Raw genomic sequence first — 23,520 nt, 5'->3', positions numbered from 1 at the left:
TGACACGCCGTAATGCCCGCCGACCGTCGCCTGCGCATGGTGTAATCGCGCGGTCACCGCACGGAAGGGATCGCTATGCGCCGGGTGTTCGCCGCGCTGCTCTGCCTGCTCGTGGTCGGCGGCCTGGTCACTCCGGCCGCGGCCGAGCCGATTTCCGGGCGCCAGCTCCTCCTCGACCATCCGGGCTCCTACCCCCGGCTGGTCCGCGTCGAGCACAGCGGCCCTGGCCGGGACGGGCGCATCCTCGCGTCCATCACCAGCCGCGACCGGCGAGGCCACTTCGCCCCGATCTTCGAGAGCGTCGACGAGGGCGACAGCTTCACCAGAGTCGGTGAGGTCCGCGACCCCGAAGGCGCGCAGGGCATGTGCTGCGGCACCCTCTACGAACTGCCGCAGCGGGTCGGCAGGCTCCGCGCCGGCACGTTGCTGTGGGCGGCCAGCTACCGGCAGCACGCCGGACCGTCCCGGCAGATCGGCATCCGTGTCTGGGCCAGCCGCGACCTGGGCCGCAGCTGGCGTTTCCTGGCCGAGCCCGTCCGCTCGCACAACTACGACGGCGTCTGGGAGCCGGAGTTCAACGTCGACGCGGGCGGCAATCTGTGGCTGCACTACGCGGACGAAACCGAAGCCCCGCGGCACGCCCAGGTGCTCAATCGCCTCGCCTCCACCGACGGCATCAACTGGGGCACCAAGCAGCGCACGATGGCCATCTCCCCGCACCGCGTCCGTCCCGGCATGCCGATCGTGCGCAGGCTGCCGGACGGTCGTTACTACTTCGCCTACGAGATCTGCAACTACGGCGACCGCTTCTGCGATCCCTACTTCAAGATCTCCCCCGACGGCGCGAACTTCGGCGACCCGAGCGCGCCTGGCACCCGCGTGGCGACCGCCAACGGCAGGCACTTCCAGCACGCCCAGACCATCACGCTCTTCCCCGGCGGCCCGAACGGCACCCGCATCCTCATGGTCGGCCAGATCTATGTCGGCAAAGCGGGAAAGCCACTTCCCGGCAACGGGCGCACGCTGCTCGCCAACGACCGCCTCGGCGCGGGCCCGTGGTACGAGGTTCCGGCGCCGGTGCACGTCAACCGCCCCTACGACGACTGGTGCCCGAACTACAGCTCGACGCTGCTGCCCGTCGACGGCGGAGCCAACGTGCTGGAGATCGCGGCCGACTACGCCGACGGGGTCTGCAAGGCCTACTTCGGCAAGGGACCCGCCCGCTGACCGGCCCGAGATACGGTGTGCCCGGCAGCGTTCACTCTCAGGTGAGGCGGTAGTAAGGCATGAAGGGCATCGTGCTGGCGGGCGGCAGCGGCACCCGCCTCCACCCCATCACGCAAGCCGTGTCCAAGCAGCTGCTGCCGGTCTACGACAAACCGATGATCTACTACCCGCTGTCGGTGCTCATGCTCGCCGGCCTCAGGGAGATCCTGATCATCTCCACGCCGACGGACCTGCCCAACTTCCGGCGCCTGCTCGGGGACGGCAGCCAGTTCGGGCTCGAGCTGAGCTACGCCGAGCAGCCGAGCCCGAACGGCCTCGCCGAGGCGTTCCTCATCGGCGCGGACTTCATCGGCGACGACGACGTCGCGCTCATCCTCGGCGACAACATCTTCTACGGCCAGGGCTTCTCCAGCATGCTGCACGATGAAGTGTCCACCCTGGACGGTTGCGCGTTGTTCGGCTACCCGGTGAAGGATCCGCAGCGCTACGGCGTCGGCGAGATCGACCGCGACGGCAGGCTCCTCTCCATCGAGGAGAAGCCAGCCGAACCCCGCTCGAACAAGGCCATCACCGGGCTCTACTTCTACGACAACGAGGTCGTCGACATCGCCCGCGGCCTCCACCCGTCGCGGCGCGGCGAGCTGGAGATCACCGACATCAACATGACCTACCTGCGCCGCGATCGCGCCAAGCTCGTCGAGCTCAGCCGCGGGTTCGCGTGGCTGGACACCGGAACGCACGACTCGCTGCTCGAAGCGGCCCAGTTCGTGCAGGTGCTCGAACACCGCACGGGCGTGCGGATCGCGTGTCTGGAGGAGATCGCCCTGCGCATGGGCTTCATCGACGCCGACGAGTGCTACTCGCTGGGTGCCGAACTCGCCAAGTCCGGCTACGGCGACTACGTGATGACCGTCGCACGGAACGCGGGCGCCACCCCGGCTGAGCACGTCGCCTCGTGAGTGCGTACGCGAGTTCTAACTCGCGTACGCACTCACGACGTCAGTAGGAGCGGCGGGCCATCTCCTCCAGGCGGCGCACGCGGTCCTCCATCGGCGGGTGCGTCGAGAACAGCCGGGACATCCGCTCGCCCGGCCGGAACGGGTTGGCGATCATCAGGTGCGACTGCGAGACCACTTTCGGCTCCGGCGCGAGCGGCAGCGCCTTGGTGCCCCGCGCCAGCTTGCGCAGCGCCGAGGCCAGCGCCAGCGGGTCACCGGTGAGCTCCGCGCCCGAGACGTCGGCCTGGTACTCCCGCGAGCGGCTGATGCTCATCTTGATGATCCCCGCCGCGATCGGCCCGAGGAGGATCAGCAGCAGCGCGACGAGCGGGTTGCCGCCCTCGCGGTTACCGCCGCCGAAGAGGCCGGTGAACAGCGCCATGTTGGCGACCACGCTCACCACGCTGGCCAGCGCACCGGCCACCGACGAGATGAGGATGTCGCGGTTGTAGACGTGCGACAGCTCGTGCCCGAGCACGGCCCGCAGCTCGCGCTCGTCGAGGATGTCCAGGATCCCGGCGGTGCAGCACACGGCGGCGTTGCGCGGGTTGCGGCCGGTCGCGAAGGCGTTGGGCGCCGGGGTCGGGCTGACATAGAGCCGGGGCATCGGCTGCCGCGCCGTGGTGGCCAGCTCGCGCACGATCCGGTACATCGCCGGCTGCTGGGCCTCTGATACCGGCACCGCCCGCATGGCCTTGAGCGCGAGCTTGTCGGAGTTGAAGTAGGCGTAGGCGTTCATGCCGAGCGCGAGTGCCAGGCCGATGAACAGCGCACCGCGGCCGAAGATCGCGCTGATGCCGACGATCATGGCGCTCAGCAGGCCGAGCAGCATCGCCGTCTTCAGTCCGTTACGGTGCGTGTGCACGCCTGCCTCCCTTCGAGTCCCGGTTGATCCGGTTGGTCCTCCCAATGGATCGAACGCCGTCGATGCTCGGGAAGTTCCTTGCCTTTCGTCACCCGGCCGGGTCAGCCGGGCTCCGGCAACCCCCTTTCGGCCGACGTCGGCTCCGCACTCCGGTTACGGTCTGACCGACAACACGAGTGGCGAGTGAAACGCAAACCGGGGAGGCTGCCGTGCTCGGATCGACGTTCAACCGCCGCGCGCTCCTCGGTACGGCGCTCGCGGCCGCCGCTGCCGCCATGCCCGTCCGCCGCGCACGAGCGACACAGGTCACACCGGTGACCGTGGGGCGGCGGCCGGTCGCGATCGCCGTGAACTCCGCCACCGGAACCGCGTACGTCGCCTGCGCGGGCGACGGCTCGGTATCGGTGATCAACGGCGGCTCCGTCCGGCACACCGTTCCCGTCGCGCGCACCGTGACCGGCATCGCGGTGAACGAGGTCACCGGCAACGTCTACGTGAGCAACGCCAGAGCCGGCACGGTGACGGTGCTCCACGGCGTCGCCGGGCGAGTGCTCAGCACGATCGCCGCCGGCCCCGGCGCCGCTGTGCTCGGTGTGGACGAGACGACGAACGTCGTCTACGCGGGCAGCGCGGCGACCGGAGCGGTCACCGTGATCGACGGCATCGGCAACACGCTGTCGGCCGTGCTGCCCGGCAACGGCGAACCGCTCGCCGGCGTCGGCATGGATCCGGGCAGGCGCCTGGCCTACTTCACGAGCGCAGGCACCGCGAGCGTCGAGGTGCTCGACCTCGACCGGCACGAGTTCACCGGGAGCGTCCCGGTCGGCGAGGCCCCGGCCGGGGTCGCGGTGCACCGGGGCAGCAACACGATCTACGTGGCCAACTCCGGCGTGCACCACCTCTCCGTCGTCGACGGCGCGGCACGGACCGAGCGCGCCACCGTCTTGCTGCGCAGCGCCGCCTCGGCGGTGGCCGTGCACCAGCGCACCCGCGCCGCTTACACCAACGGCGGGCCGAACGGCCTGGTGAAGATCGACGGCACCCGCGACCAGATCGTGGGCGAGCTCGCGCTCGGCATCAACCCGGGCGCCGTCGCGGTCGACCAGCGCACCGGCACGGTCTACGCCGCCGACCCGGTGCGGGAGACGGTGCACGTGATCACGAGCTTCTGACCTGGAGTAACTCCGGGGATACGGTGGGTTGTATGCGAATTGGTCTGCAGATTCCCGATTTCACCTGGCCTGAGGGACCCGAGAAGCTGGGCCCTCGACTCGCCGAGATCGCCGGTGCCGCTGACGACGCCGGCTTCTCCTACCTCGCCGTGATGGACCACTTCTTCCAGATCCAGCAGGTCGGTCCCGTCGAGAACGACATGCTCGAGGCGTACACCGCGCTCGGCTTCCTCGCCGCCCACACCGACAACGCCCGGCTACTGACCGTCATCACCGGAGCCTTCTACCGGCATCCCGGCCTGCTGGCGAAGGCCGTGACGACCCTCGACGTGCTCTCCGGCGGCCGCGCGATCCTCGGCATCGGCGCGGGCTGGAACGAGGAGGAGTCCCGCGGCCTCGGCTTCCGCTTCCCGCCCACCGCGGAGCGGTTCGAGCTGCTGGAGGACGCGCTGCTGTACTGCCTGCGGATGTGGTCCGAATCCGACGACGGCTTCTCCGGCACGCACGTGACGGCGGACCGGCTCCTCAACGTGCCGCAACCGCTGTCGAGGCCGCATCCGCCGATCATGATCGGCGGCGGAGGCGAGAAGAAGACGCTCCGGCTGGTGGCGCGGTACGCGCAGGCGTGCAACGTCTTCAACGCCCCCGACCTCGCACACAAGCTGGACGTGCTGCGCGGGCACTGCGAGACCGAGGGCCGCGACTACGACGACATCACCAAGACCGTCTACTCGGTGCTCGACATCGGTGCGAACGGGGAGAAGACCGGCGAGCTGATCGACGAGCTGCGCAGGCTGGACGGGCTCGGCGTGGACGCGGTGATCGGCATGGTTCCCGGCGTGCACGACCTCGCCAAGCTGGAGACCTTCAAGCACGAGGTCATCCCTGCCGCCGCCGCCTTCTGAACTGCCATGAAAGACTCGTTACTGGCGAAAAAATGCCAGTAACGGGTCGTTCATGGCAGTCGGGAGGTGCGGCGTGGGCGGTGACGGGTATCGGTTGCGGGGCGGTCGGCAACCGGACGTATCCGCACTCGCCAACCTGCTCGCCAACCACGGTGTCGAGGGCCCCGGCGGGGAACCGCTGCCCGAACCGCTCGTATTCGTGATCTCCGGCGGCATCGGCGCCGGCTACCACCTGCGGGAGTTCACCGACGACGGGAGCAAGCCGATCACGCTCCGCTTCCGCAACGGCTGGGACCGGCCGCGCGCCTGGATCGAGTCCACTATGGACCGTCTCGGTGTCGAGGCCGACGTGCACACCACCGTGCGGTCAAGGGCCGCGGCCAGGCGGCTCACGGCCGAGCTTGCCGCCGCGAATCCCGTGCTGGTATTGCCCGACCGCCACACGGCCGGCTACTGGCGCCTGCCGGAGAGCACCGGCGGCGGGGACGCGCACCTCGTCGTCGCCTACGCGGAGCGCGGCGGGCGGGTGCTCGTCGACGACCGCAACCACGCCCCGCTGACCGTCGACCGCGAGACGTTCGACCGCGCCCGCGGCCGGATCCGCGCGCACAAGAACCTGCTGGTGTCCGTGCGCCCCGGCGCCCCCGTGAACACCGAGCGCACCGAGCGGGCGGTGCGCTCGGGCCTCGCCGACTGCGCGCGGAGTTTCACCGCCGACGCATGGGGTGACTGGGCGCGGCTGATGACCGACCAGAAGGCGCGCAAGGGGTGGCCGACCGTCTTCGCCGACCGGCAGCGGCTCGTCGGAGCCCTGCTGTCGGTCTGGACGAGCATCGTGCCCGACGGTCCCGGAGGCGGCCACCTGCGCGACCTCTTCGCCGAGGGCCTCGACGCCGCGGCGACCTCGCTGGAGTGGCCGGAACTCGCCGGGCACGCGCGCACGTGGCACGCCATCGCCGGCCAATGGAACGGGCTCGCGAAGGTGCTGCTCGGCGACGAGCAACCCGAGTTCGCCTGGATGCGCGGGCTGGTCACGCGCCTTGCGGACGGTGTCCGCGCCGGCGACGCGGGCCGGGAGGCCACCGCGGAGGCCGCCGCCGGGCTGCACCGGCTGCGGGCGCACTACGACACCGAGACACCGTTCACCGAACAGCGGGCGGGTGCGTTGTTCACCGACATCGGCTCCCGGCTGCGTGACATTCACGCACGGGAAACCCGCGCCATCGAGGCACTTTCGGAGGTCACCACTCGGTAACCCCCGTAACGACCGCGCCCCGGCCAGCGAATCAGCAGACGAGTCGCGGCTGCCGCGGCGCGGCGGGAGGGGAGCCAGGTGAAGATCAGTGTCTTCGGGCTCGGCTATGTCGGTTGTGTGTCCGCCGCGTGCCTCGCCGGCCGCGGCCACGAGGTCGTCGGCGTCGACGTCAACCCCGTCAAGATCGACCTCGTGCGAGCCGGCAAGGCGCCGGTGGTCGAGGAACGGATCGGCGAGCTGACCGAGCAGGTCGTGCGGACCGGCGCGCTGCGTGCCACCACCGACGTCGCCGCGGCGATCGCGGCCAGCGAGGTGTCACTGATCTGCGTCGGCACGCCGTCGGCGCCCAACGGCAGCCTCTCCACCGCCTACCTGGAGCGGGTGACCGAGCAGATCGGCCAGGCGCTGGCCGGCCAGAGCCACCGGCACACGGTCGTCTTCCGCAGCACGATGCTGCCCGGTACCTGCCTAGACCTGCTGGTCCCCATCCTGGAGAAGACCTCGGGCCGCACCGCCGGGGTGGACTTCGGAGTCGCGGTGAACCCCGAGTTCCTGCGCGAGGGCAGCAGCGTGCGGGACTTCTTCGACCCGCCGAAGACGGTCATCGGCGAGCTGGACACGGCCAGCGGCGACACCGTGGCCGCGCTGTACGAGGGGTTGCCCGGCGAGGTGTTCCGGGTGCCGATCCCGGTCGCGGAGATGACCAAGTACGCGGACAACGCGTTCCACGGCCTGAAGATCGGCTTCGCCAACGAGCTCGGCGCGATCTGCCGGGCGCTCGGCCTGGACTCGCACCGGGTGATGGACGTGTTCCTCGCCGACCGCAAGCTGAACATCAGCCCCGCCTACCTGCGCCCCGGGTTCGCCTTCGGCGGCTCGTGCCTGCCGAAGGACCTGCGCGGCATCGTCCACGCCGCGCAGCGCGCCGACGTCTCGGTACCGATCCTCGCGCACGTGCTGACCTCCAACGAGGAGCATCTGCGGCGCGCGTTCGACCTGGTCGCGCGGACCGGCAGGCGCAAGGTCGGGCTGTTCGGCCTCTCGTTCAAGCCGGGCACCGACGACCTGAGGGAGAGCCCGCTGGTCGAGCTGGCGGAGCGGCTGCTCGGCAAGGGCTACGACCTGAAGATCTACGACGCCAACGTCAGCCTTTCCCGGCTGCTGGGCGCCAACCGGGAGTACATCGAGAGCAGGCTGCCGCATCTCGGCCAGCTGCTCGCAGCCTCGGCCGAGGAGGTGCTGGAGCACGCCGAGGTGTGCCTCGTCGGCTGCTCCGACCCCGCCGTGCTCGACGTGCTGCCCCACGGCGGCGACCGCGTGCTGATCGACCTGGTCCGCATGCCCGATGCCGAACGGCGCCGAACCGAAGAGGGGTATGTGGGTCTTGCCTGGTAGAGACAGCGGAAACCCGCCGGTGTCGCGGCACGAAAGACGGCCACTGAGCGCGCTCAAGGCCGGAGGCCGCGCTATCGGGGCGGCAGGGCACCGAACAGCCAAAGGGATTCGACGTTCCCGAACGGGGCCCTGGCGACGCGATCGCGCAAGCGCGCAGAGCAGCGGGAACCGAGCACTTCTTCTCGTCGAGAACCTTTCGGTGCCGTTCGACCGGCGGGTGTGGCAGGAGTGCACCACCCTGCGCGACGCGGGCTGGGAGGTGCACGTCATCTGTCCACAGGGGACGAAGCGGGACACCGAGCGGGAAGTCGTCATCGACGGGGTGCGCATCCACCGTTACCCGCTGCGCGCGGCCACCGGTGGTCCCGCCGGCTACCTGAAGGAGTACGGATCGGCGCTGTGGCACACGTTGCGGCTGGCCCGCAGGGTCGGCCCGGTCGACGTCGTGCACGCATGCAACCCGCCCGACCTGCTGTTCCTGGTCGCGCTGCTGTGCAAGCGGCGGGGCGCCCGGTTCGTGTTCGACCAGCACGATCTGGTGCCCGAGCTGTACCTGTCCCGGTTCGACCGCGGCGAGGACCTGCTCTACCGCGCGGTGTGCGGCCTCGAACGGCTCACCTACCGGGCCGCCGACGTGGTGATCGCGACGAACGAGAGTTACCGGGACGTCGCGCTGAGCCGCGGCGGCAAGCGCCCCGAGGACGTCTTCGTCGTGCGCAGCGCGCCCGCGGTCGAGCGCTTCCGGCAGGTCCCGGCCGAGCCGGAGCTCAAGCGCGGCAAGCCGCACCTGCTCTGCTATCTCGGCGTGATGGGCCCGCAGGACGGCGTCGACTACGCGTTGCGCGCGCTGGCGGCTCTGCGGGACGAGCTCGGCCGCACCGACTGGCACGCGGTGTTCGTCGGCGCCGGGGACACCTTCGACGCGATGGTGGAGCTCTCCCGCACGCTCGGGCTCGCCGGTCAGGTGGAGTTCACCGGCCGCATCCCGGACGGCGACCTGGTCCGGTACCTGTCCACGGCCGACGTCTGCCTCTCCCCTGACCCGCTGAACCCGCTCAACGACGTGTCCACCATGAACAAGATCATGGAATACATGGCGATGAGCCGCCCGATCGTCTCCTTCGACCTGCGGGAGGCCCGGGTCTCCGCCGGGGACGCCGCGCTGTACGCCGCGGCCAACGACGTGCGGGAGTTCGCCAAGCTGATCGACCGGCTGCTCGACGACCCGGAGGAACGGGACCGGATGGGCCGGCTCGGACAGGAACGCGTCGACGGCCCGCTGTCGTGGACGAACTCCGCGAACGCACTGCTGGCGGCCTACGCGGCCGCGCTCCGCTGATTCCCGGTTTCGTTTCGAACAAGACTCCGGCCGATCTGTAACCAATGCCGTGACGGGCGCGACGTGTTGGTGAAAGCCGACCCGAGGGGACTGACGTTGAGTGACGATCTGGTGCGTCTGCCCGTGATCGGGCGAGTGGTGCGCAGGCGGTGGCGGGTACTTGCCGTCCTCGCCGTGGTCGGCGGTCTTCTCGGTGCGGGGGCCTCACTGCTGTTCTCTCCCGGCTACGAGACCTCGAGCAGCGTTCTCCTGCAGGGGCCCCGGGAGGAGGACGAGCTGCTCACCGAGGCACAGATCGCGACGAGCTCCGTGGTTCTCGACCGCACCGCGGAAGCCCTCGGCTGGGGCGTCGCCGGGCGGGACCTGAAGGACTCGGTGGAGGCGGGCGTCCTGAACGGCAACGTGATCGACATCCGCAGCACCGCCGAAAGCCCTGAGCGGGCGCAGGAGCTCGCGGACCGGACGGCCGAGGAGTACGTCAGGTTCTCGACCCAGCTGGTCACCGACACCGGCGAGGCCTCGGCGCAGATGTTGCAGGAGCAGCGCGACGTACTCCGGCAGCGCGTCACCGAGACGAACGAGCGCATCACCGAGCTGCACTCCGCGGCCGCGGGCGAGGGCGTGACGGTGGAGAGCGTCCAGGCGCGCACGGAGCTCGAGGCGTTGCGGAGCGCCCTGGAAGGGGCGATGAAGACGCTGACCGAGGCCGAGGCGGCGGCCGGCCTGGCGAACATGGTGGTCATGGGCCCGGCCGCGGCGCCGACGGAGCCGGCTCCGCCCACGATGACGCAGCTCGCCGCCGGCGGGGCGGCGCTGTTCGCACTGCTCGGCGTTCTCGGGCACCTCGTCGCGGCCCGCGCCGACCGCAGGCTGCGGAAGGAGGCGGACATCGCCGCGGCGCTGGGGTCGCCGGTGCTGGGCAGCGTCGACGTGCCGGTCGAGGACCGGCTGCCCACGCGGCCCACCGGCCTGCGGGCGCGGGCGCGCCGGCTGCTGCGGACCGACGAGCCGTGGAACATCGCGGAGCTGCCCGGATGCGCCGACGAGGCCGGCCTCGAGGTGCGTTACCGGCGGATTCTCGGCCGGCTCCGCGACGGGCCGGGGCAGCGCCGTCCCGTACTCGTCGTGGTGCCCGGCGACGACATCGCCGCCCACCGCGCCGCCGAACGGCTGGCGAGAACGTCGTCGGACGACGGCACCGCGAGCACGCCGCTGCGCGTCGTCGATGTCGCCGCACACAGGCCGACGGTGCCGGACGGGGCGGGTACCTCCGGTGCCGTGCTGGTGGTCACGGCGGGCACCCGCACCGCGTGGGAGCTGGTCGGCATCACCGAGGCCTGCGCCGAGGCCGGGCACGCGGTTCTCGGCGCCGTCGTCAGCCACCCGGGCGGACCGGTCGACGACCGCAAGGACGGGCCCCGCCGGGAGTCTCCGTCAGGGGTCTCGCAGGTCGACGGCAACGCGATGGTGGGTGCACCGTGACGACCGAAGCCACTCCCCCGGAGTCCCAGCCGTTGCTCGACCTTCAGCGGCTCGCCGTGGCGATTCGCAGGCAGCGCAGGTTCTGGCTGTCGTTCGGCCTGCTGGGGTTGCTCCTCGGGGCGCTGCTGGCCGTACTGGTGCCGGCACCGCCGACCGCGGTCACGCAGCTGCTGATCATCCACGAGGACGACCAGCCTTCGGACGGCGGCGGCCTGATGCGCACCGACATCGCACTGCTGGAGACCACCCGGATCGCGGCGGCCGCGCTGGAGCGCCTCGGCTCCGCCGAACGGCCCGAGCGGTTCCTGAACAGCTACGAGGGCACCGGGCTGACGAGCAACGTACTCGAACTCAAGGTGCAGGGCAGCAGCGCCGGGGACGCGGTCGCCCGCGCCGAGGCACTCGCCGAGGTCTTCATCGCCGACCACGTCCAGCGGATCCAGGCCGCCGCCGACGCGGAGGCGCAGGCGCTGCTCGACCAGCGCGCCGAGCTGCAGAAGGAACTCGGCGGGGTGGACCGGACGATCGCCTCCACCGAGGCTCAGTACGACACCGGGACGGCCGCCGAGCTGGAGACCCTCTATGCCCGGCGCGCCGAGCTCGCGGCACAGATCTCCGAGCTGGGCCGCAACGCCAAGGAGGCCGCGATCGGTGCGCCCCGGGTCGCCGCGGGTACCCAGATCGTGGACGCGCCGCGTCCGCTGCCCGGCTCGCTGCTGGGCACGGCCGCGCTGAACTCCGCGGTCGGCCTGCTGCTCGGGCTCGCCGCCGGGCTGGCACTGACCGCCGTCTCCAGTGTGGTGCGGGATCGGCCGGTGCTGCGGCGGGAGATCTCCGCGCACCTCGGGGCCTCGGTCATCGCCGAGCTGCCGGTGCCGCGGCGCGGCCCGGCGAAGCTGTGGCGGCGCTCGCGCGAGGCGACCGAGCGCGGGCGGGTGGCGGCGACGCTCGCGCGAGCGGTGCGCGGCGATCCGGCACCGGTGTCGCTGCTGGAACTCGGCTGCCCGCGGACCACGGCCGCGCTCGCCGTGGACATGGCCGGGGACCTGGCCGCCGACGGGCCGGTCGTGATCATCGATGACCTGCCGGGACAGGATCTGGCCGCACTGGCCGCGGGCACCGCACGACCCGTCCGCGTCCTCGACAGCGGAGGCGCGGCCGTGCCGCCGCCGGCCGGGCGCCGGGAGTTCCGGCTCGGCGTCGGCTCCGCCACACCGGGTACCGCCTGGACCGACCTCGGGCGCCTCGGCGCCGAGACCGTGCTCGTCGTGCGCGCCGGGCACGCGAACACCGCTTGGCTGCACACCGTCGCCCGGCAGCTGGCGGACGCCCGCATCCCGGTGATCGGCGTGGTGCTGGTCGAGCCCGACCCGAGGGACTTCTCGGACGGCACCCTCTGGGACGGGCTGCACACGGCCCTGCGCGGGCGGGCCGGGCGGGCGGCCGCGACGGCCGCGCACGACGCCCCGACCACGACGTTCGCGCCGATCAACGGCGCCGCGCCCGACAAGGGCCTTGCCGCGCACAACGGCGACCTTCCGACGAGGCGGTTCGCCCCGCTCGGCAGAGCCGGGGACTGAGCACATGTGCGGCATCGCAGGCACCTACCTCTGGCCGGACGGCGGCCCGCTGACCGAGCGGTTGACCAAGACGCTGGCCCACCGCGGGCCCGACGGCGCGGGCCGCTACGAGCACCCCGCGGGGCCCGGCGATGTCCACCTCGGACACCGCAGGCTGTCGATCATCGACCTGTCCGGGACCGGGGCGCAGCCGATGGTCTCCGGTGGCCTCGCGCTGGCCTACAACGGAGAGCTCTACAACGCACCTGAGCTGCGGGCCGAGCTCGAAGGCGCCGGGGTGCGCTTCCGCGGCACCTCCGACACCGAGGTGCTGCTGGAGGCGTGGCGGCGCTGGGGCACCGGCTGCCTGCCCCGGCTGCGCGGCATGTTCGCGTTCGCGGTGTTCGACGAGCGCACCGGCGAGCTGGTGCTGGTCCGCGACCAGCTCGGCATCAAGCCGCTGTTCCTCGTCCGCCGCGGCGGTGGTGTGGTGTTCGCCTCGGAGCTCAAGGCGCTCGCCGGGGAGCTGGGCGGGACGCTGCGGGTCGACGAGGCCGCGCTGGTGGCCTCGCTGCTCTACTACTGGGTGCCGGACGGCCGCTGCGCGTTCCGCGAGGCGGAGAAGCTGCCGCCGGGCAGCTGGCTGCGCTTCCGCCCGGACGGGCGGACCGAGCAGGGCCGGTTCTACTCACTGGCCGAGGTGGCCGCGGAGGGCGAGGCGGCCGCGCAGGATTCCGCACTGTGGCCGGATCTGGACGCGATCATCGCCGAGTCGACGCGCAAGCACCTGCTCTCCGACGTGCCGGTGGCCACCTTCCTCTCCGGCGGGCTGGACTCCAGTTACCTGACCGCGCTCGCCGCCCGCCACCGGCCCGGCATCTCCGCCTACACCATCGGGTTCCGGGCCGAGGACGCCAAGTTCGAGGCGATGCCCGACGACCTGCGCTACGCCCGGCAGGTGGCCGCCCGGTTCGGCATAGACCTGCACGAGATCGAGATCGCGCCGCGGGTGCTGGACCTGCTGCCGCGGATGGCCTATCACCTCGACGAGCCGATCGGCGACCCGGCGGCGATCAACACGTTCCTGATCTGCTCGGCCGCCAGGGAGGCCGGGGTCAAGGTCATGCTCTCCGGCATGGGCGCCGACGAGCTGTTCGCCGGGTACCGCAAGCACCTGGCGAACCTGCTGGCGGTGCGCTACCAGCGGCTGCCCCGGGCACTGCGGCGGCCACTCGCCTCGGCGGTCGGCAGGCTTCCGGTGGCCACCTCGCGCCGCGGGTTCCGGTCGGTGCGCTTCGCCAAGCGATTCCTCTCCTTCGCCGAACTGCCGGAGGAGACGGCGTTCCGCCGCAGCTACACGATGTACGACCGGCAGGAGCTGCTCGGGCTGATCAGTCCCGACCTGGCGGACACCGTGGACGACGTGCTCACCGAGCACGCCGACACCTACCACGACAACGCGCTGAGCGACGCCGTCAACCGCATGTGCCTCGCCGACGCCCGGATGTTCCTGCCCGGTCTCAACCTCGCCTACACCGACCGGTCGAGCATGGCCGCCTCCACCGAGGTGCGGGTGCCGTTCGTGGACGTCGAGGTGGTGAAGGCGGCGTTCAGCGTCCCGGGCCACCGCAAGATCGCCGGGCGCCAGGGCAAGGCCGCGCTGAAGCAGGCCGCGGAGTCGATCCTGCCCGCCGAGATCGTGCACCGGCCGAAGGGACTGTTCAGCGCGCCGCTGCGGGCCTGGATGAGCCGGGACCTGGCGCCGCTGGTGGGCGAGGTCATCGAAGACGGCGCCCTGGTGAACTCCGGCTTCCTGCGGCGCGACGCGTTGCGGCGGCTCGCCGCCGAGGACGCCTCCGGGCAGGAGGACCGCTCGAAGCACCTCTGGCACGTACTGACCCTCGAGTACTGGTACCGCAGCGCGACCGAAGGAACACAGTGAAACAGGTTGTCCAGAACTACAAGAGCGGCGAGCTCGCCCTCCTCGACGTACCGGCGCCCGCGTGCAAGCCGGGTGGTGTGCTGGTCCGCACGGCGTTCTCGCTGATCTCCACCGGTACCGAGCTGATGAAGGTCTCCGAGGCGAGCATGTCGTTGCTGGCCAAGGCACGCGCCCGGCCGGACCAGGTCGCCAAGGTCGCGCAGAGCGTGGCGGGCAACGGGCTCGCCGCCACCTACCGCAAGGTGACGAACCGGCTCGACTCCTACACCCCGCTCGGCTACTCGCTGTGCGGCGTGGTGGAGCAGGTCGGCGCAGGCATCGACGATGTCGCCGTCGGGGACCTGGTGGCCTGCGCGGGCAACGAGCACGCGCTGCACGCCGAGCTGAACTGGGTGCCCAAGAACCTGTACTGCCGCGTCCCGGCCGGCGTCGACCCGCGGCACGCGGCGTTCGGCACGGTCGGCTCGATCGCCATGCAGGGGGTGCGGCGCGGGGAGCCGCAGCTCGGCGACGTGGCGCTGGTGATCGGGCTCGGGCTGATCGGGCAGCTCGTGGTGCAGCTGCTGGTGGCCTCCGGGGTCCGGGTCCTCGGCGTCGATCCCGATCCCGGCCGGTGCGCGCTGGCCGAGCGGCTCGGCGCGCTGGTGTGCGGCGATCCCGGCTCGGGTGTGGTGGACACGGCGGCCGCTGAGCTGACCGGCGGCCACGGCGTGGACCAGGTCTATCTGGCCGCCGGTGGCGCCACCAACGAGCCGGTGGAGCTGGCGGCCCGGCTGAGCCGCGACCGGGGCCGGGTCGTCGACATCGGCAAGTGCAGCCTCGACCTTCCGTGGAACGCCTACTACGAGAAGGAGCTCGACGTCCGCTTCTCCCGCTCCTACGGACCGGGCCGCTACGACGCGGAGTACGAGCTGGAGGGCAGGGACTACCCGATCGGCTACGTGCGCTGGACCGAGCGGCGCAACCTGGAGTGCTTCGTCGACCTCCTCGGCCGGGGCCGCATCGCCGTGGAGCCGCTGATCTCGCACGTGGCGGACTTCTCCGCCGCCGTCGACACCTACCGGCGGCTGAACGAGGGCGAGCTGAAGGCGGTCGCCGTCCTGTTCCGCTACCCGAGGGAGCCCGGGGAGCCCACCGCCCCGGCGGAACCCAGCACGAGGGTCGTGAGTGCCCACGTGAGTTCTAACTCGCGTAGGCACTCACGAGGCGACCGGGCGGTACGGATCGCCTTCGTCGGCGCGGGCAACTACGCGTCGTCGATGCTGCTGCCGCACCTGGCCGAACGGGACGACGCCGAGCTGTCGCGGGTCGTCACCACCTCGGCGCTGTCGGCCGCCAACGCCAAGCGGAGGTTCGGCTTCGCCGAAGCCTCGACCGATGTCGAGGCCGTACTCACCGACCCGGCCGTCGACGCCGTGTTCGTGGTGACCAGGCACAGCTCGCACGCCGAGCTGACCCGCCGCGCGCTGCTCGCCGGGAAGGCCGTGTTCGTGGAGAAGCCGCTCGCGCTCAGCGAGGCGGAGCTGGCCGCGGTGCTGGCCGCCATCGAGGAGTCGGGCAACGACCGGCTGCAGGTGGGTTTCAACCGCCGGTTCGCGCCGCTGCTGCGCCGCGCGAAGGGACGCTTCGGGCAGCGGGTCGGCCCCGCGTCCGTGCGGTACCTGGTCAACGCGGGAAAGCTGGAGCACGGAAGCTGGTACGACCGCCAGGGCAGCGAGGGCACCCGCTTCGCCGGTGAGGGCGGGCACTTCATCGACACGGTGAGCTGGCTGCTGGACGGCGACCCGGTCTCGGTCCACGCCTGCGCCACGCCGGGCCAGGCCGACCTGCAGGTCATGCTGAGCTACCCGGACGGCTCCACGGCGGTGATCAGCTACGTCACCAGCGGCGCCAAGGGCTTCCCGAAGGAGACCATCGACATCGTCGCCGACGGCAAGGTGCTGCGGTTCGACGACTTCCAGCGCGCGACGCTGTACGGCCGCAGGCGTTCGAAGAGCCCACGCCTGCCGCACGGCCGGGACAAGGGCCAGGCGGGCGAGCTGGACGCGTTCCTGCGGGCGGTACGCACCGGCGGCCCGATGCCGGTGCCGCTCGGCTCGCTGGCCGCGACCACGCTGGCCACACTCGCGGTGCACACCAGCCTGGGCACCGGGGCACCGGTGCGGCTCGACGTCGCGCCCACCGCCTCGCCGAACCGGACACCACGATGACGACCCCGGGCTGGTACCTGCGGCGGCTGTCCCGGATGGGACCGCGGGAGATCGCCGGGCGCGCCACCGACACCGTGCGCAAGCGCCGCTGGCGGGGGCTGCTCGACGAGCCGCCCGCCGCCACCTGGCTGCCGGACCGGAAGTTCCCGGCGGTCCTCGGTGACGAGGCGGTCGCGGCGGTCGACCCGGACGCCGCCAAGCGCGTGCTGGCCACCGCAGACCGGCTGATGGACGGCTACGCCGAGTACTTCGGCGTCGTGCGGGACGACCTGGTGAGCCCGGACTGGTGCCACGACCCGCGCACCGGGCGCAGCGCACCGGCCGAGGCCTACGCCTTCGACATCCCCTACCGGGACGAGCAGGCGGTCGGGGACGTCAAGCAGATCTGGGAGCCCTCCCGGCACCAGCACCTCACCGTGCTGGCGGCGGCGTTCGCGCTCAGCGGTGACGAGCGCTACGCGAGCCGGGTCGCCGAGCACCTGAAGTCGTGGTGGGCGGCCAACCCGCCGCTGCGCGGTGTGCACTGGGTCAGCGGCATCGAACTGGGCATCCGGCTGCTGTCGTGGGTCTGGGTCCGCAGGCTGCTCGACCGGTGGCCGGACGCGCCCGCGCTGTTCGAGGACAATCCCGAGGCCCTGCACCAGATCTGGTTCCACCAGCGGTGGCTGGCCGCCTTCCCGAGCCGCGGTTCCTCGGCGAACAACCACGTGATCGCGGAGGCCGCCGGGCAGCTCGCGGCCGCGTGCGCGTTCGGCTGGTTCCCGGAGTCGCCGCGCTGGCGGGCGGAGGCCACCCGGTCACTGGACGAGCACCTGCGCGGCAACACGTTCGGCTCCGGCCTCAACCGCGAGCTGGCCACCGAGTACCACGGCCTGGTGCTCGAACTGGGGCTCGCCGCCGCCGTGGAGGCGGACGCGGCGGGCGCACCGGTGCCGGACTCGACCTGGCTGACGCTGCTGCGCATGACCGACGCGCTCGCCGCCATTGTGGACACCCGGTTGCGGCCACCGCGCCAGGGCGACGCCGACGACGGGCACGGCCTGGTCCTCGACGGGACGGGCACGGACCGCTGGGGCTCACTGCTGGCGACCGGCGGAGTCCTCTTCGGACGGACCGGCTGGTGGCCCACGGCGGCCGGTACCGACGTCCGCACTCCCCTGCTGACCTCGCTCGCCACGGAAGGACTGCGGGTGCACACGGCCCGCCCGGCGCGGCGTCCCGCGCACTTCGCCGACGCCGGGCTCACGGTGCTGCGCGCGCCGGGCGAGGAGGCGTCCGGGGAGATCTGGTGCCGCTGCGACGGGGGGCCACACGGGTTCCTCGCGATCGCCGCGCACGCGCACGCCGACGCCCTTTCGCTCGAAGTGCGGCACGAGGGGGTCGACGTGCTCGCCGACCCGGGAACCTTCTGCTACCACGGCGAACCGGAATGGCGCTCGTACTTCCGCTCGACACTTGGGCACAACACTCTCGAACTCGACGGCCGCGATCAGTCCACATCGGGCGGACCGTTCCTGTGGACCCGGCACGCCCGCAGCCGGGTCGTCGTCGCGCACGCACCGGAGGACGGCATCGCCCGCTGGAGCGGTGAGCACGACGGCTACTCGCGCAGGCGGCGCGCGGCCGTGCACCGCCGGTCGGTGCGGCTCGACCCCGCCGAGCGGGAGCTGCGGGTGGTGGACGAGGTCCGCGGCCCCGGCAGGCATCCGTGCCGCCTCGCCTTCCACCTCGGCCCCCGGATCACCGCCGAGCTCACCGGGCACACGGCGCTGCTGTCCTGGACGGACGGCGGCACCGAGCGCGGCGCGGTGCTGGAGCTTCCCGCGGAGCTGTCCTGGACGGCGCACCGCGGGCGGACGGACCCGCCGCTGGGCTGGTACTCGCCCGGCTTCGGGCGCAAGGTCCCCGCGTGCACGCTGCTCGGCAGCGGGCAGGCAGGCATCGACCCACTGACCACCGTGCTGCGGTTCGGCACCTGAGGAGATCCGGGAGGTGCTCCGCCGTGGAGGCCAGACCCAGCAGACGTGCCCGCCGCGTGGCGGTGCTCCTTGGCGCCCTCACCCCGCTGTTGGCGATCGCGTGCTCACCCGAGCCCGGCGCCGACGCCGTTCCCGAGCCGAAGGCGGTGACCGGGCCGGGGCCGGTGTGCGGTAACACCGAGCCGGGCCCGGCAGCCGCGCCCGTCGGCGCCGTCACCGTCGATCCGGCCGTCGTCGGCGACGTCGCCGCCAAGACCGAGAGCCACCCGCCGGGCACGACGTTCTGGCTGGCCCCGGGAACGCATCGGCTGGGCGACGGCGAGTACGAGCAGGTGTCCCCGAAGGACGGGGACACCTATCTCGGCGCGCCGGGAGCGGTGTTCGACGGCAGGGGCGTCAATCGCTACGCGCTCACCGGTGAGGCGGAGGACGTCACCATCCGACACCTGACGGTGCGCGGATTCGTCGCACCGCCGAACGAGGGCGTGGTCAACCACGACTCCGGTGACGGTTGGGTGATCGAGCACAACACGATCAAGGACAACGCGGGCGCCGGGCTGATGGCCGGTGCCCGGCAGCAGGTGCGCGGCAACTGCCTGAAGGACAACGGTCAGTACGGCATGAACGCCTACCAGGCCGGGAACACGATCACCGGCCTGGTCGTGGAGGGCAACGAGATCGTCGGCAACAACACCGACGACTGGGAGGCCCGCAGTCCGGGGTGCGGCTGCACCGGCGGCATCAAGTTCTGGGCCGTCGACGGCGCGGACATCCGGGACAACTGGGTGCACGACAACCGCGGCACCGCCCTGTGGGCGGACACGAACAACAACGACTTCCTCATCGAGGGCAACCTCATCGAGGACAACGACGGCAGCGCGATCTTCTACGAGACCAGCTACAACGCGGTCATCCGGGACAACACGATCCGCCGGAACAACTGGGTCCAGGGCAAGGATTTCGCCGACCGCGCCGACAACTTCCCGGTCGCCACCATCTACATCTCGGAGTCCGGTGGCGAGCCCCGCGTCCCCGCCCGCACCGAAAAGATCGACATCCATGGCAACGTGCTGGAGGACAACTGGTCCGGAATCACACTGTGGGAGAACGCCGACCGGTTCTGCAACAGCCCGGCCAACACCTCCAGCGGCACCTGCACGCTGCTCGTGCCGGAGCAGCAGCGGTGCTCGGATCCGGGCATCGCGGCCAAGCCACTGTACGACGACTGCCGGTGGAAGACGCAGCGCGTGGACATCCACGACAACCGGTTCGCCGTCGATCCCGGCACGGTCGGCTGCACGACGACGTGCGCCCGGATGGCGCTGCTGTCCAACTACGGCACCTACCCGGACTGGTCGCCGTACCAGCGGGACGCGGTTCAGGAGGCGATCACCTTCGAGCAGGACAACACCTGGCACGACAACACCTACACCGGGCCGTGGACCTTCATGCCGTACGACACCAGCCGGATCCTCGACCCGTCGCAGTGGCAGGTCGGGCCCTACCGGCAGGACGCGGGCAGCACGTTCGCGCGGACGGCCGGTGGCTGACATGGCGCGCGACGTGCGGACGGGCCCCGCCGCCCCGGCGGAACAGCGGGCACCGGTGCGGGGCACCACGCCCCGGCTGGTGGGGCTGATCTGGGCGCTGCTGATCCTGAACACCCTCGGCTCCACCGGCGCGGTGACGGTCGTCCCCATCCCCCGCCTGGTGACCCAGGTGCTGACCATGGGCGCGCTCGTCGCGGCGTTCGGGCTGGCGCTATTGCTCAACCCCCGGCTGCGCGTCCGCCCGAGCGCTTACCTCCTGCTGCTGACGCTGCTGCTGGTGGTGAGCGTCATCGCCAGCGCGGATCTCGAATCCGGGTTCGGCGCCCTGTTCCGCTGCGCGCGTTTCGCCGTGTTCATCGCGACGCTGTGGCTGCTGACCCGCTGGTGGGACGGCAGCCTGACGCTGGTCCGGCAGCACATCCGGGTGCTCGGCGTGGTGCTCGTCTCGGTGGTGCTCGGCATGGTCATCTCCCCCGGTCTCGCGTTCCCGGAGAGCTACGGCGGCCGGCTGGTCGGCGCGCTCTGGCCGCTCACCGCGCCCCAGGTGGGGCAGTACGCCGCGGTTGTCGCCGGGCTGACCCTGGTGCTCTGGCTGAGCCGCCGCACCGACGGCCGGAGCGCGCTGCTGGTGGCCGGGCCGGCTACTGCCATGCTCGTGCTGAGCCACACGAGGACGGCCACCGTCGGACTGCTCGCCGCTCTCGCGATCGCCGGGCTCTCCCTGCTGTTCACCAGCGTCCGCGCGCGGAAGGCCTTCGGCTGGACCGTGGCGGGCACCGGACTGCTCGCCGTCGTCGCCGCGCCGGCCGTCCAGGCCTGGTTCCAGCGCGGGCAGACCGATGAGAACTTCTCCAACCTCACCGGCAGGGCGAAGGTGTGGGACGCCCTGCTGGACCAGCCCCGCACCGTCAGCGAGGAGGTCTTCGGGGTTGGCCTGACGGACAAGTCGTTCGACGGGCTGCCGATCGACAGCAGCTGGCTCGCCGTCTATCACGAGCAGGGCTACCTGGGTATCGTGATCGTCGCCGCGTTCCTCGGCACGCTGCTCGTCGCCTCGGTGCTGCGTCCGCCGTCGCCCGCGCGGGCTTGCGCGATATTCCTGGTCACGTACTGCCTGGTCACCTCCTACACCGAGGCAGGGCTCGGCGACGCCTCGCCCTACCTGCTGTACCTCGCCCTCGCCGCCGCCCTGCTGGCCCGGCCGCAGGCGCCGCCGGACGTACCCGGCACCGCGGGGCGGGTGGCGACGTGAGCGGGCGGCCGCTGCGAGTGCTGGTCGCCCACAACCGGTACCGCTCCGCCCAGCCGAGCGGCGAGAACAACGTGGTCGACCAGGAGACCGCGCTGCTGACCGGGGCAGGGCACCGGGTCAGCGCGTTCGAGCGGCACAGCGACGACATCGCGGGCATGTCACCGCTGGGCAAGCTCATGGTGCCGCTGCGCGTTCCGTGGAACCGGGCGGCACGGGCGGACCTCGCCGCACGGCTACGCGAGGAGCGGCCGGACCTGGTGCACGTGCACAACACGTTCCCGCTGCTGTCGCCCTCGATCCTGGCTGCGTGCGCGGACGCCGCAGTGCCCGTCGTGGCGACCCTGCACAACTACACGATGACGTGCGCTCCCGGCACCCTGTACCGGGACGGCGCGGTGTGCACCGACTGTGTGGGCTCGGCGCCACTGCCCGCGATCCGGCACGGCTGCTACCGGGACTCGCGCCTGGCGACCGTTCCCGTAGTGGCCGGCCTGGCGCTGAACCGCCGCCGCTGGTGGTCGGACGTCGCGCGGTTCTTCTGCATCTCCGAGGCGCAGCGGACGATGCTCGTGCAGGCCGGGATGCCCGCGCAGCGCCTTTCGGTGAAGCACAACTTCGTCCCGGACCCCGGCATCCGGCGCACCGGGCCTGGCGAGCACCTGCTCTTCCTCGGCCGGCTCACCGACGAGAAGGGGGTCCGGCTGCTCATGGCCGCGTGGGACGCGCTGGCCGCCGCCGGAGACATGGCGGTCCCGCTGGTGATCGCAGGCACCGGTCCGCTGGAGCAGGAGGTGGCGCGATGGGCCGCCGGGCGGCCGGACTTGCGTTACCTGGGCCTCTGCGACAAGGAGGAGTGCCGGGAGCTGACCGCACGCGCCGTCGCCGTGGTGGCGCCTTCGACCTGGCTGGAGACGTTCGGGCTCGTCGTGGTGGAGGCGATGGCGGCGGGGGTGCCCACGGTCGCCGCGGCACACGGCGCCTTCGTCGAGCTCATCGACGAAGGCGTGACCGGCCTGCTGCACCGCCCCGGCGAGGCGGGCGACCTGGCGGACTGCCTGCGCCGCGTCACGGCCACGCCCGGCCGGAACCGGGAGATGGGCACGGCGGCGCGGCGCCGGTACGAGCGGGACTTCATCCCAGCGGTGGGGCTCGACCGGCTCGTCGCCGGGTACGAGGCCGCGATCAGCGGCGCCGGCTCCCGCGAACCGGTGTGAAGGGCCCGACATGACACGCAGGCTGTGTGGTGAGGAGAGCTATCCCGCTCCGCTGACCGCGGTGGCGGCGCACGGGCTCGCCGAGGCGACCCGGCCATTCCCGGCCGAACCGCTCGGCAGCGACGCATGGTCCGCCCTGCTGGCCGCCGCGCGCAAGCACCGGGTCGTCGGCGAGCTACGTGCCGCCGTGGACCAGGGCAGCCTGCCCGCGACCGGGGAACAGGCCGCGCAGGCGCGGGCCACGCACCGGGGGATCCTGCTGCGCGTGCTGTCGCTGGAGCAGGAGCTGGTCAAGGTCGGGCAACTGCTGCGCGAGTCCGGTGTGGACATCCGGCTGCTGAAGGGCAGCGCGGTCGCGCGCCTGGACTACCCGCAGCCGGCCCTGCGCTCGTTCATCGATCTGGACGTCCTCGTGCGCGCGGCCGAGATCGACCGGGCGGTCGCCGTGCTGACCGATGCCGGGTTCGCCCGTACGCTCGCCGAGCCGCGCCCCGGCTTCGACCGCCGCTTCGACAAGGGCACCACGCTGCGCCACTCCGCCGGGTTCGAGCTGGACCTCCACCGGACGTTCGTGCTCGGGCCATGGGGCGTTCTGGTCGACCTCGAGTCGCTATGGGACGAGGGCGAGGAGTTCGTGGTGGCCGGCAAGTCACTGCGTGCACTGTCCCGGCCGAACCGGTTCCTGCACGCCTGCTATCACGCCACGCTCGGCGACTGGCCGCTGCGGCTGGGTTCACTGCGCGACGTCGCGCAGCTGTGGCCGGTGAGCGAGGCAGAGGGCGCCGAGTTCGTCCGCCGCGCCGCGCGGTGGGGCGGCCAGGCCGTGGTGTCGGCGGCCGTCGCCGACACGCGGCGCCTGCTCGGCCTCGCCACGGCGGGGGCGTTCACTGACTGGGCACTGAACTACCGGCCGAACCGGCGGGAGGAGTCGTGGCTGGCGCTGCACACGCATGCCGGGAAGACGTTCGCCGCGCAGGCCCTCGCGACGGTGCCGGTGCTGCCGCGGCTGCGGGACAAGGTGGCGTACCTGCGCGCGCTCGCCCTGCCCGACGGGCGGTACACGGCGGGCAGGCACTCGTCGCCGCTGGCGCGGTTCCGGTTCGCGGTGCGGGAGATCCGGCGCGGCCGTGGCACCCCCCGCGAGCATTAGGGCGTGCTGCCGAAGGACCGCACAGG

General features: G+C 72.0%; 17 protein-coding genes. 16 read left to right on the top strand and 1 reads right to left on the bottom strand.

Features of this window, described 5'->3' with window-relative positions; genetic code table 11:
• Nucleotides 1-75 precede the first annotated feature (75 nt).
• Both JAP66_RS08755 and rfbA read left to right on the top strand, forming a co-directional pair.
• Nucleotides 76-1,227, top strand: coding sequence for a sialidase family protein (locus JAP66_RS08755; RefSeq protein WP_199431078.1), 1,152 nt, complete (start codon nucleotides 76-78; stop codon nucleotides 1,225-1,227).
• A gap of 59 nt (nucleotides 1,228-1,286) precedes the next feature.
• Complete coding sequence (rfbA, locus tag JAP66_RS08750; RefSeq protein WP_199431077.1) at nucleotides 1,287-2,186, top strand: glucose-1-phosphate thymidylyltransferase RfbA; 900 nt, start codon at nucleotides 1,287-1,289, stop codon at nucleotides 2,184-2,186.
• A 40-nt stretch (nucleotides 2,187-2,226) separates the two neighbouring features.
• Here the strand turns inward: rfbA and htpX are convergent, their stop codons facing one another.
• The gene (gene htpX / locus JAP66_RS08745) at nucleotides 2,227-3,090 is read right to left on the bottom strand and encodes a zinc metalloprotease HtpX (RefSeq protein ID WP_199431076.1); all 864 of its coding nucleotides are present in this window, start codon (nucleotides 3,088-3,090) and stop codon (nucleotides 2,227-2,229) included.
• Between the two features lie 209 nt (nucleotides 3,091-3,299).
• Here htpX and JAP66_RS08740 point away from each other — a divergent pair, with 209 nt between their 5' ends.
• From JAP66_RS08740 to JAP66_RS08675, 14 genes are all read left to right on the top strand, one after another.
• Nucleotides 3,300-4,262 (top strand): YncE family protein, encoded by a 963-nt coding sequence (locus tag JAP66_RS08740; RefSeq protein WP_199431075.1) that lies wholly within the window; start codon nucleotides 3,300-3,302, stop codon nucleotides 4,260-4,262.
• Nucleotides 4,263-4,294: 32 nt separating this feature from the next.
• Nucleotides 4,295-5,167 (top strand): LLM class F420-dependent oxidoreductase, encoded by an 873-nt coding sequence (locus JAP66_RS08735; RefSeq protein WP_199431074.1) that lies wholly within the window; start codon nucleotides 4,295-4,297, stop codon nucleotides 5,165-5,167.
• Between the two features lie 52 nt (nucleotides 5,168-5,219).
• Nucleotides 5,220-6,422, top strand: coding sequence for a BtrH N-terminal domain-containing protein (locus JAP66_RS08730; RefSeq protein WP_199431073.1), 1,203 nt, complete (start codon nucleotides 5,220-5,222; stop codon nucleotides 6,420-6,422).
• 78 nt (nucleotides 6,423-6,500) lie between these two features.
• Nucleotides 6,501-7,817 (top strand): nucleotide sugar dehydrogenase, encoded by a 1,317-nt coding sequence (locus JAP66_RS08725; protein ID WP_199431072.1) that lies wholly within the window; start codon nucleotides 6,501-6,503, stop codon nucleotides 7,815-7,817.
• Between the two features lie 199 nt (nucleotides 7,818-8,016).
• Entirely contained in the window at nucleotides 8,017-9,156 is a 1,140-nt protein-coding gene (locus tag JAP66_RS08720) for a glycosyltransferase family 4 protein (protein ID WP_372448946.1), read from the top strand.
• A 96-nt stretch (nucleotides 9,157-9,252) separates the two neighbouring features.
• Nucleotides 9,253-10,638 (top strand): GumC domain-containing protein, encoded by a 1,386-nt coding sequence (locus JAP66_RS08715; RefSeq protein WP_199431071.1) that lies wholly within the window; start codon nucleotides 9,253-9,255, stop codon nucleotides 10,636-10,638.
• Nucleotides 10,635-12,218 (top strand): Wzz/FepE/Etk N-terminal domain-containing protein, encoded by a 1,584-nt coding sequence (locus JAP66_RS08710; RefSeq protein ID WP_199431070.1) that lies wholly within the window; start codon nucleotides 10,635-10,637, stop codon nucleotides 12,216-12,218. The genes JAP66_RS08715 and JAP66_RS08710 overlap by 4 nt, the downstream gene beginning before the upstream one ends.
• A gap of 4 nt (nucleotides 12,219-12,222) precedes the next feature.
• On the top strand, nucleotides 12,223-14,139 hold the full coding sequence (asnB, locus tag JAP66_RS08705; RefSeq protein WP_199431069.1) for an asparagine synthase (glutamine-hydrolyzing): 1,917 nt from the start codon (nucleotides 12,223-12,225) through the stop codon (nucleotides 14,137-14,139).
• Complete coding sequence (locus JAP66_RS08700) at nucleotides 14,136-16,349, top strand: bi-domain-containing oxidoreductase (protein ID WP_199431068.1); 2,214 nt, start codon at nucleotides 14,136-14,138, stop codon at nucleotides 16,347-16,349. The genes asnB and JAP66_RS08700 overlap by 4 nt, the downstream gene beginning before the upstream one ends.
• Nucleotides 16,346-18,328: an alginate lyase family protein gene (locus tag JAP66_RS08695; protein WP_199431067.1), complete on the top strand. Its 1,983-nt coding sequence runs from the start codon at nucleotides 16,346-16,348 to the stop codon at nucleotides 18,326-18,328. Before JAP66_RS08700 ends, JAP66_RS08695 begins: the two co-directional genes overlap by 4 nt.
• Before the next feature lie 23 nt (nucleotides 18,329-18,351).
• Nucleotides 18,352-19,878 (top strand): right-handed parallel beta-helix repeat-containing protein, encoded by a 1,527-nt coding sequence (locus JAP66_RS08690; RefSeq protein ID WP_199431066.1) that lies wholly within the window; start codon nucleotides 18,352-18,354, stop codon nucleotides 19,876-19,878.
• Nucleotide 19,879: 1 nt separating this feature from the next.
• Nucleotides 19,880-21,130 (top strand): O-antigen ligase family protein, encoded by a 1,251-nt coding sequence (locus tag JAP66_RS08685; RefSeq protein WP_235998893.1) that lies wholly within the window; start codon nucleotides 19,880-19,882, stop codon nucleotides 21,128-21,130.
• 11 nt (nucleotides 21,131-21,141) lie between these two features.
• Nucleotides 21,142-22,344: a glycosyltransferase family 4 protein gene (locus JAP66_RS08680; RefSeq protein ID WP_199431150.1), complete on the top strand. Its 1,203-nt coding sequence runs from the start codon at nucleotides 21,142-21,144 to the stop codon at nucleotides 22,342-22,344.
• 10 nt (nucleotides 22,345-22,354) lie between these two features.
• On the top strand, nucleotides 22,355-23,494 hold the full coding sequence (locus JAP66_RS08675; protein WP_199431065.1) for a nucleotidyltransferase family protein: 1,140 nt from the start codon (nucleotides 22,355-22,357) through the stop codon (nucleotides 23,492-23,494).
• Nucleotides 23,495-23,520: the final 26 nt, after the last annotated feature.

Source organism: Qaidamihabitans albus, assembly GCF_016464705.1.
Classification (GTDB): Bacteria; Actinomycetota; Actinomycetes; order Mycobacteriales; family Pseudonocardiaceae; genus Qaidamihabitans; species Qaidamihabitans albus.
Note: the sequence above shows the minus strand (reverse complement) of the source record. Positions and strands in the feature narration are given on the sequence as shown.

Excerpts from the sequence above, each read along its gene's own strand:
- JAP66_RS08755 (WP_199431078.1), top strand. The coding sequence starts at position 76 with ATGCGCCGGGTGTTCGCCGCGCTGCTCTGCCTGCTCGTGGTCGGCGGC.
- JAP66_RS08730 (WP_199431073.1), top strand. The coding sequence starts at position 5,220 with ATGGCAGTCGGGAGGTGCGGCGTGGGCGGTGACGGGTATCGGTTGCGG.
- JAP66_RS08735 (WP_199431074.1), top strand. The coding sequence starts at position 4,295 with ATGCGAATTGGTCTGCAGATTCCCGATTTCACCTGGCCTGAGGGACCC.
- JAP66_RS08675 (WP_199431065.1), top strand. The coding sequence starts at position 22,355 with ATGACACGCAGGCTGTGTGGTGAGGAGAGCTATCCCGCTCCGCTGACC.
- rfbA (WP_199431077.1), top strand. The coding sequence starts at position 1,287 with ATGAAGGGCATCGTGCTGGCGGGCGGCAGCGGCACCCGCCTCCACCCC.
- JAP66_RS08695 (WP_199431067.1), top strand. The coding sequence starts at position 16,346 with ATGACGACCCCGGGCTGGTACCTGCGGCGGCTGTCCCGGATGGGACCG.
- asnB (WP_199431069.1), top strand. The coding sequence starts at position 12,223 with ATGTGCGGCATCGCAGGCACCTACCTCTGGCCGGACGGCGGCCCGCTG.
- JAP66_RS08685 (WP_235998893.1), top strand. The coding sequence starts at position 19,880 with ATGGCGCGCGACGTGCGGACGGGCCCCGCCGCCCCGGCGGAACAGCGG.